Annotated in this window: 10 protein-coding genes; 8 read left to right on the top strand and 2 right to left on the bottom strand. The window is 51.2% G+C overall.

Annotated elements, in window-relative coordinates; all coding sequences use genetic code 11:
* Window positions 1-228 precede the first annotated feature (228 nt).
* Window positions 229-444 carry an aspartyl-phosphate phosphatase Spo0E family protein gene (locus tag KI362_RS25110; protein WP_044480218.1) on the top strand — a complete coding sequence of 72 codons (216 nt, stop codon included), beginning with the start codon at window positions 229-231 and terminating at the stop codon, window positions 442-444.
* 1 nt (window position 445) lies between these two features.
* Here KI362_RS25110 and KI362_RS25105 read toward each other — a convergent pair whose 3' ends face one another.
* Both KI362_RS25105 and KI362_RS25100 read right to left on the bottom strand, forming a co-directional pair.
* On the bottom strand, window positions 446-1,426 hold the full coding sequence (locus KI362_RS25105) for an alpha/beta hydrolase (protein ID WP_301630976.1): 981 nt from the start codon (window positions 1,424-1,426) through the stop codon (window positions 446-448).
* Between the two features lie 262 nt (window positions 1,427-1,688).
* Window positions 1,689-2,399, bottom strand: a complete 711-nt coding sequence (locus KI362_RS25100) for a hypothetical protein (protein WP_044480216.1) — start codon at window positions 2,397-2,399, stop codon at window positions 1,689-1,691.
* A 202-nt stretch (window positions 2,400-2,601) separates the two neighbouring features.
* On the opposite strand from KI362_RS25100, the gene KI362_RS25095 reads away from it, so the two are divergent.
* From KI362_RS25095 to KI362_RS25065, 7 genes are all read left to right on the top strand, one after another.
* Complete coding sequence (locus tag KI362_RS25095; protein WP_301630975.1) at window positions 2,602-3,174, top strand: GNAT family N-acetyltransferase; 573 nt, start codon at window positions 2,602-2,604, stop codon at window positions 3,172-3,174.
* 33 nt (window positions 3,175-3,207) lie between these two features.
* Window positions 3,208-3,945: an energy-coupling factor transporter transmembrane component T family protein gene (locus KI362_RS25090; RefSeq protein WP_301630974.1), complete on the top strand. Its 738-nt coding sequence runs from the start codon at window positions 3,208-3,210 to the stop codon at window positions 3,943-3,945.
* A 92-nt stretch (window positions 3,946-4,037) separates the two neighbouring features.
* Window positions 4,038-4,655: an ECF transporter S component gene (locus KI362_RS25085; RefSeq protein ID WP_301630973.1), complete on the top strand. Its 618-nt coding sequence runs from the start codon at window positions 4,038-4,040 to the stop codon at window positions 4,653-4,655.
* Between the two features lie 3 nt (window positions 4,656-4,658).
* Window positions 4,659-6,200, top strand: coding sequence for an ABC transporter ATP-binding protein (locus KI362_RS25080; RefSeq protein WP_301630972.1), 1,542 nt, complete (start codon window positions 4,659-4,661; stop codon window positions 6,198-6,200).
* Between the two features lie 87 nt (window positions 6,201-6,287).
* Window positions 6,288-7,778 carry an MDR family MFS transporter gene (locus KI362_RS25075; RefSeq protein ID WP_301630971.1) on the top strand — a complete coding sequence of 497 codons (1,491 nt, stop codon included), beginning with the start codon at window positions 6,288-6,290 and terminating at the stop codon, window positions 7,776-7,778.
* 90 nt (window positions 7,779-7,868) lie between these two features.
* Entirely contained in the window at window positions 7,869-8,219 is a 351-nt protein-coding gene (locus tag KI362_RS25070) for a hypothetical protein (RefSeq protein ID WP_044480207.1), read from the top strand.
* A gap of 43 nt (window positions 8,220-8,262) precedes the next feature.
* A complete protein-coding gene (locus tag KI362_RS25065; RefSeq protein ID WP_301630970.1) occupies window positions 8,263-8,439 on the top strand; it encodes a hypothetical protein in 177 nt (58 codons plus the stop codon).
* Window positions 8,440-8,662: the final 223 nt, after the last annotated feature.

Genomic DNA, 8,662 nt, shown 5'->3' with positions numbered 1-8,662 from the left:
AACCCCTTTAGGGGTAGCTAAAAAAGTAGTGCGGTTGGCGGATCATTCAGTGCCCTTTCAGGGCTGGCCAGTAACAAAGGCTTTCAGCCGCAGAGCAAACCACCCGTTATACGGGTGGTGCTGATTCTACACCAATCGTCAAAAAAAACCATATTTCATGTAAATTGCATAATATGTTTTTTTGCATCACGCGATACAATGACTGTAAGACTAAGAGAAGGTGATCGTATGACAGCCTCGTACTTTACGAATACATGCAATAAAAAGCCGCCAGTCACCAAAGCCAAAGTAAGCAACGAGCTGTCGGATATGATCGAACAGCTCCGTGCACAGCTTGTCCACGCCGCAGAGCATAACGGATTCTGCAGTGATATTGTGATTGAGCTGAGCCAGCGTCTGGATACGTATATCGTCATGGCTCAGCATGAGATGGTAGGTCAGTGAATCATCCGCCCGGAAGCGCAGAAACCGGACCGGATACGGAAATGCCGGATAGCTCGGATCTGTTCTCTGCTTCTGGCTTCAAGGCAAGCTGGATCAGCTGCTGAACCTCTCTGGCATAGCGCACCGGATCTACGGCATAGGCATTTCCGTGCACCGCTCCTTTTACAAGCAACAAGCTCCGCGGCTCGGGCTTGGCTTCATAGAGCTCTTCGCTCATATAGGTCGGGACATAATTATCCTCGGTTCCATGAATAAACAGAACGGGAAGTGTGCTGTTCTGTACGGCCTTCAAGGGGCTGACCTGTTCCATCCGGAATCCGGCACTGCGATGCATCCGGCGATTAATCATGCCAAGCAGCGGGAAGGCGGGAAGCTTGTTCAAGACGCTCATCTGATGGCGGAGCAGCTTGGTCAGGTCTGAATAGGGGCAGTCCGCAACAACAAACTTCACATGAGGGTCAGCTATGGCAAGGTACTCAAGTACGGTACCGCCGCCAAGAGATTGACCGTGCAGACCGATAGAGCAATCCTCTCCATAGTGGTCAACAATCCACGCAACCCAAGCTGCGATATCATGCTTCTCCATGTATCCGTAGGTGGTATATTTCCCCTCGCTTTTCCCGTGTCTCCGCTGGTCGATCAGAAGGAGATTGAAGCCTTCCCTTTGAAACAGCTCAATATACTGTGTGGAAACATAGAGCGAAACGGTATAGCCATGGACAAGGATCATCCAGCGCTTCCCGTTCCGATGCGGTTCAACCAAATAACCGCCTAGCTTCAGTCCGTCTATCGAGGTGGTATGCACCTCTTTTTTCTCCAGCCTCTTGAATTTTTCTCTGCTGTACACGCCGCAATGCTCAAGATAGTCGAAAATGCCCTCGCTGCTCTGGTGCTTCATCTGAGTAATCAGTCGAAAACCATAGTGACTGCCGATAACTAAGATAACGGAGACACATAACCCGGCGGCAAGCAAGTAAATCATCGGATACCCACTCCTTCACGCTGATGCTGTAGCTATAAGTAGTATCCCCGTTTTTTGTCTAAGAAAATCAGAACTTGGTGCATTTACATTTCAAAGGGAGTCTAATGCGGAAATAGATCAGACTCTGAATCGCAGCGGAGAAACAGTGAACAGCAGTGAAGCAGCGTTGAACATTGAGGCAAAATACGAAGAAACCCTGTACTTTGAAAAAGTACAAGGTTCTTTTACTAAATCGTTTGATGCCGCTTAATCTATAGGTTTTTTATTTAACCAAATACGATGTGGTCAAAGGGACAAATAAGGAAGAACCTGGATCTGCGTCAACGATCTCCACAAATATAAAGTCTGTATCGGCTACATCTACATCGACAGAAACCAATCCATTACTCGGTGCAACGGTAAGTGATTTCAAGATTGTATTGTTATGATCTATAATTGTGATTTCCTGCGAACCATTAAGCGTCGCCAGTTCAAGATGCAGCGTTGAATATTTGTTTGAAGTCATGATCTGGAAGCTCTTTCCCTGCTTAACGGTGTCGGTGTTCAGGTAAACATCTTTGTAATCTTTGCCGTCATAGGATGTATCCTTGGGGTCTTTGGTATGCCATGCAGAGGTACCCAGTACGGTTTCCGCCAAAGAACTTAACGTCAACTTGTCAGTTGTCGGTGAAGGTGTGGAACCACTGTTTCCGCCAATGATCACCGAAGAGGTTGTGTTGTCATAAGTAATCTCTGTTCCCAGCAATGTACCGAGTCCTCGAATAGGCAAATAGGTTGTTCCATCATAGGTAATAGGCAAAACAGTCTTGCCGTTGGCATCTTTAACGGTCACAGTTTCCCCATTCATTTTCAGAGAAACCTTGCTGTTGAGATACGCTTTAATGGGCTCTAACCCTGTTGCCGCAAGCGCTCCTGATCCAAACCCAAGCGTCAGTGTACCTAACATTAACCCTATAACGACTTTTTTCTTCATTAATTTCCCTCCTTAATTGGGAATAGATTCCTTTATACATTTAAACCACTAAAGAGATGGTGTCAAGTGCTTTCAGGAGTGTTTCAGCAAAATTTTTAATAAAAATTAAAAAAGCATTTTTTTATATTCGTCTGTTTTGACGAGCAGCGGGCTTGTATGTTTATATAATTGGGATACCATGATTTGATAAGGAGGGAGAAGCATGTACAAATGCGGCGGACAAATTCCTGTCCTGGAGAGCCATAGACTTAGACTCCGCAGGATGGAGCGGGAGGACGTGCCGGTACTGCTGGACTATTGGAGCGATCCGGAGGTTGTTAAACATATGAACATACCTCCCTTTGAAACGCAAGAGGATGTATGGCAAATGATCCATCTGCTGAATGGGCTGTCTCAGAGCGAGGATGCGATACGCTGGGGAATTGAACTGAAATCCTCCGGGATGCTGATCGGGAGCTGCGGCTATAATGTGTGGGAGCTTGCCGGTGCTTACCGTGGAGAAATCGGGTATGATCTCGGCCGTCCCTATTGGCGGAAGGGTTATATGACCGAGGCACTGCATTTGCTACTGTCCTTTGGCTATCATACGATGGGTTTAAATCGAATCGAGGCTTTGGTGGTTCCTGAGAATGCTTCCTCGCGATCACTGCTTCGGATTCTGGGGTTTCAGGAAGAGGGCTTGCTTCGGGAGTATCAGATGACAAAGAGTGGCTTTACGGACTTGTTGATGTATTCTTTGCTCAAAAGAGATTATGAGTTATCGATCAAAAAATGACTTGGGAACAACCTCTGAAAGGCTGGCGGAGAAATGAACACGGGATGGAATTTACATAAACTGGACCCCCTCTCCAAGCTGGTTGTCCTGTTCTCTGTCGCCTTGTTGGCGATGTATTGGGATACTCCAGCTCCGTTGCTGTTGCTGCTGACCGTGCTGTTGGTTCTGGCGCGGTATGGATCGGGAATCGGTTGGCTAAAGCTGTTGGGCAGGATGGGGTATATTATTATCTTTGCACTTCCGTTATTTGTGATTACAGCAATCAGTGTACCGGGAGAAGGGGCTCAATTGTTTCCCGGGCTTCCCATTTCCGTGGGGGCGGTATCATATGCGGCGGCAATTTCGCTCCGTATGTTTTGTATGTTTTTATCCTCAGTCATTTACATCTGGTCCACCGATCCACAGGATTTCGTCGTTATCATGGCAAATAAATTGAAGCTTCCCTATCGATTGGTCTATGGTGTATCGATGGCTCTCGCTTTCCTGCCGCTGCTGGAGAGGGAGGGACGGGTTCATGCCCAGGCCAGAAAGCTTCGGTTCGGACGGGCCCCCCGCGGACTTCGGGAACGGGCGATGCTTCGACGGGATAGCCTGGTTGCTGTATTCTCGGGAGCCATCCGCCGTGTGGAGCAGACCGCAGGAGCAATGGAGGCAAAGGGCTTTGGCGCTTATTCTACCCGTACCTATCTGAGGGAAGTTCGGATAGAACGCTCGGGATATGTCATTATGCTGACAAGTGTGGTGCTTGCGTCAGTGATGATGATGTTTTAGCAGATTGAAAAAAGAAAAGTCTTGACGTATTCTAATTGTCAACTTATATTTTGTAATTAGGTTGACAATTAGAGACGGGAGAGATGAGCATAATGAGCGCAGAAGAAGCGAAGAAGAGTGTAAAGGACAGAATCCGGTTTTCCGCATTTACTACGGCAGAGATCGTTATGATGGCGATGCTGGCTGCGGCCAACGGAGTGCTGACCTTGTACATTTCACCGGTAAATCAATTATTGAACGGCCTCGGCGGGCCTATTGCTACATCCACGATCACAGGACTGTACATGCTCTATGGAATGCTTGCTTGCTACCTGATTCGCAAACCGGGTACAGCTGTTATTACCTTCGGAATCGGAGCGGTTGTCCAGTCGTTTATGGGCTCGGCATACGGGATTCCATCCGCCTTTGCGGCAGCTGCTTGTTATATGGTGGTTGCGGAAGCTGTATTCGCGGTATTCCGTTACCGCAAATGGGGAATGGCTCAGATGATGCTGGCAGGCGGTGCTTTGGTGCCGATCTGGTTCTACTTTGCGGCTAGAATGTTCGGCTATATGAAGTGGGGCGGAGATATCCTTGCCTTGGCTTTGGTTGTACGAATCGCAAGCGGAATTGTTCTGTCCGGGATTCTCTCGAAGCTTGTTGGGGATGCTCTAGTCAAGAGCGGTTTATTACGCCGCTTTGCCGCTGCGAAATCTACGTTGGAAGGATAAGCAATGAAGACAGGTGCGAAGGACAAGCTTCTTAAGGAGGAGCTAATTACGGTGGAATCCGAATCTGCTGTAGGGGAAGCGCTCAGGCTTGAGCGGGTATGTTATCGCTATAAGGCAGACAGTAAGCCTGTGCTTGACGAGATTACTTTCTCTCTGGAGCCTGGAGAATGGGTCACGATTGCGGGACCGAGCGGATGCGGCAAGTCTACACTGGCGAGAATACTGGCGGGGGACTTGCCTCGAGCCGGCGGAGGACTGCGAACCGGCGAGGTCCTGGTGAACGGCATCGATCCTGCCGATGCCAAGATCGCGGAGACGGCCCGGACCATCGGCCTCGTCTTTCAGGACCCGGACGCGCAGCTGGTCCTGGGAAGAGTAGAGGACGAGGTGGCCTTCGGGCCGGAGAATCTTTGCCTGCCGCCGGAGGTGATCCGGCGGCAGGTCGCCGCCGCGCTGGAAGCGGCGGGGCTGGAGGAGCGCCGCCGGGACAGCATCGCAGAGCTGTCCGGCGGCGGGCGCCAGCGGACGGCGATTGCGTCCGTGCTGGCGCTGGAGACGCCGATCCTCGTCCTGGACGAGGCGGCGTCCAATCTTGATGCAGCCGGAAGGCGGCGGCTGCAAGAGCTGCTGCAGCGTCTGCACCGGCAGGGCCGGACGCTGCTTGTAGTAACAGGGCGGCTCGACGAGCTCGCCCTGGCCGCTCCGCGGCTGATCGTCCTGGACGAGGACGGACACCTCGTCCAGGACGGGCCAAGCGGCGCGCTGCTGCGTGAAGAGCGGCCGCTGCTGAGGCAGCTCGGCCTGCTCCCTGCGGAGCAGCGCGTCCGCGCCACTGGCGGCGGCTCCCCCAATAGTGTGCCGCCCGCTGTGCCGCTGCTGGAGATCAGCGGCTTAACCTTCCAGTACGGCCGTAATACTCCGGCCGTACTGGAAGACGTCTCGCTGAAGCTCCAGCCCGGGGAGTGGCATCTGCTTACCGGTGACAACGGCTCCGGCAAGACAACGCTGTCCCGTCTGCTGCTGGGCCTGCTCCCGCTGCCGGCGGGCAGCATCTTTTGGCAGGGGCGGGATATCGCAGGGATATCCTTGTACGAGCTTGCCGAGGAGATCGGCTATGTGTTCCAGCAGCCGGAGCTGCAGTTTGTGACAGCAAACGTCATGGAGGAGCTGCTGTACGGGCCGCGCTGCCAATTGCGGCTCCGGGCAAAGGATGATCTGCCTGAGCAGGTTATGCAGCAGGCGGAGGAAGTGCTTCAACTGCTTGGGCTGCATTTAGAACAGGATGCTTCTCCTTACCTGTTAAGCGGCGGAAAGAAGCGTCTGCTCAGTGCGGCTTCTGTCTTCATGACGGGCAAGAAATTAATCATCCTTGACGAGCCCACAGCCGGAGCGGACTATCTTGGAGCGGGCAGGCTGTCTGCCTTATGCAGAAGAGCTGTCCAGGAAGGCGCCTCGATCCTGATGATTACCCATGAGCCCGAGTTTTTTGCAGGAGAATACACAGTAAGGTGGCATTTGGACAACGGTCGGCTTAAGCGTACTTGATCCTGTATGCTTTATACTTCCCAATTCTATCCGCATTCGCTATAATAATTACTTTGAACTGGAGTGCACGGGAAGGAAGTTAATAGCATGAAATATTCAGGATTACAAAGAAAGTACATCTTAATCGGCCTACTATTATCCACTTTTTTAGCTGCGATTGAGGGCACGGTTATTGGGCCGGCTGGACCTAGAATTGTGGGTGACCTCGGCGGTGTGGAGCTGTTAAGCTGGGTTTTCACAGCCTACCTGCTGACCATGGCCGTAGCCACGCCGATATTTGGGAAGATCAGTGACTTATATGGAAGAAAGCCGGTATTTATCATTGGCTCGGTATTATTCCTTGCCGGATCGCTGTTATCCGGTCTGTCGCAGGGCATGGAACAGTTGATTTTGTTCCGGGCTGTGCAGGGGATCGGAGCAGGTGCATTGACACCGGTAACGTTCACGATTATCGGGGACATCTACTCGATTGAGGAACGGGCCAAGGTTCAGGGCTGGATCAGTTCGGTATGGGGGATATCCTCGCTTGTCGGACCCTTGCTTGGCGGGTATTTCGTGGACTCGCTTAACTGGCGGTGGGTGTTCGGGTTCAATGTTCCGTTCGGATTGCTGTCACTTCTATTTATAATGAAGCATTTTACCGAGCGTGTAGAGAAGCGCAAAGTGAATATCGACATTCCTGGCGCCATAACCTTTACTGTGGGTGTAACCGCACTGCTCTTCGGCCTGGCGACGGGAGGCCAGCAACTAGCCTGGAATTCGCCGCTGTTGATCGGTATATTCGCTGTTGCACTGATTTCGCTGGTGCTGTTCTTTATCGTGGAACGTAAGGCTGAGGAGCCGATGGTTCCTCTGAAATTGTTCCGGATTCGAGACATTGCCTATTCCAACCTTGCCAGCCTGCTGGCCAGTGCATTGCTAATTGGGCTGACTTCATATTTGCCCTTATGGGTTCAAGGTGTTCTCGGCAAAAATGCAACCATATCCGGTCTTGTGCTCGCACCGATGTCGCTGAGCTGGATGCTGGGATCGGTGCTTGGGGCCCGGTGGATCATTTCGCGCGGCTCGCGGCTTACCTCACTCGTCGGCATGGCCATAATCGCTTTAGCTGCGGTTGGTATGGCGTTTATGAACGAGCACACATCGATTTATTTACTGATGCTCTTCAATGCGCTTTATGGCATTGGATTCGGTTTTTCATTCGCCGTATTTACGATTATTGCCCAGTCATCGGTGCATTACCATTTGCGCGGGGCTTCCACGGCGCTGAACTCGTTCGTGAAGTCTATCGGGCAGACTATCGCGGTAACGGTGTTCGGTATGCTTATTAATCTGGGTATCACCTCTCGTCTGCCTGAGCCTGCGGCGGGGGCGGATCCGATTACCCAGAATGACATTAATAATCTGTTGTCTCCGGAGAAGGTGCATCTGCTTCCGCAAGAGCTATGGGAACAGCTCAAGCATACGCTGAGCGGCAGCTTGGGCTTTTTGTTCATTGTAATGGCTGTCGTAGCGGCGGCAGGTCTTATAACTGCATTTGGTTTGCGGAGCAAGGCCCCGGAACCAGAGGAAATTTAGACATGTAGCTAGACAAGGCACTCCTTTGCTGAGGAGTAGTATAAAATAACATCGTCCTCCGCACCATAATGGGAAAGGGGAGGTGTTATCTTGAATCAAGAAGCAGATTTAAATCTCGATCAAAGCACGCTCGTTCATGCCTGGCAGCAGCAGCTGCCGGAATATCTGAATCCCGGCGACTCCTTCCAGGTGGAACCGGATCAAGGCAATCCGCAGGCGCTCCGTATTCATATCGATGCGGCAGGCCGGCAGTTTTACTCCTTTGATTTTCAATGCGCTTATATGGATGAGCGAGAGGTTAAAGTAGAGCTGGTGGATGTTGAACGGGATGGCGTGACAGTCAATGAGCAGAGCGAGAAGATTCAGGAGATGACCGGAGACTATGTCCGGCATTTGCATGAATGTGCCCAAGCGCTGCACAAGATCACCAAGCCTTCCTAATCGGCAGTATACTTGCAGATTCATCTTATGAGGAGGATGGATAGTGGCTAAGACGAGTGGTAATAGGCCGGATAAAAATCTGGCTGGTGTTGTGCGCGATCTGGAGGATGCGCCGGTGAACAGCCTGGATGCGCAGCAGCGTCAGCAGGATGTAAATGACCGGCGCAGAAGAGATAACCATAATCACCAGCACAAGGTAGATATGGATCCGTCTCATTGATTTATCTTAATCATGGGTTGTCCCTGAAATCATCGTAGATGATTAGGGGCACCCTTTTTTGCGGGACTTGCACGGTGTGTGAGTGCTGGTGCGGCGATTATAGTGCAGAATGCGTCTAGAATAAAAAGTGGACACAGCGTTAAGTGACCCCAATAATATACTTAACGATGAAAGAGGTGTCCGCTATGGGAGAGCAGCGTCAGCGCTACAATGAAGAATTTAA

The organism is Paenibacillus apis (genome assembly GCF_018333295.1).
GTDB classification, from domain to species: Bacteria; Bacillota; Bacilli; order Paenibacillales; family Paenibacillaceae; genus Fontibacillus; species Fontibacillus antibioticophila.
The sequence above is the reverse complement of the archived record's forward strand: the minus strand, read 5'-3'. Positions and strand labels throughout refer to the sequence as shown.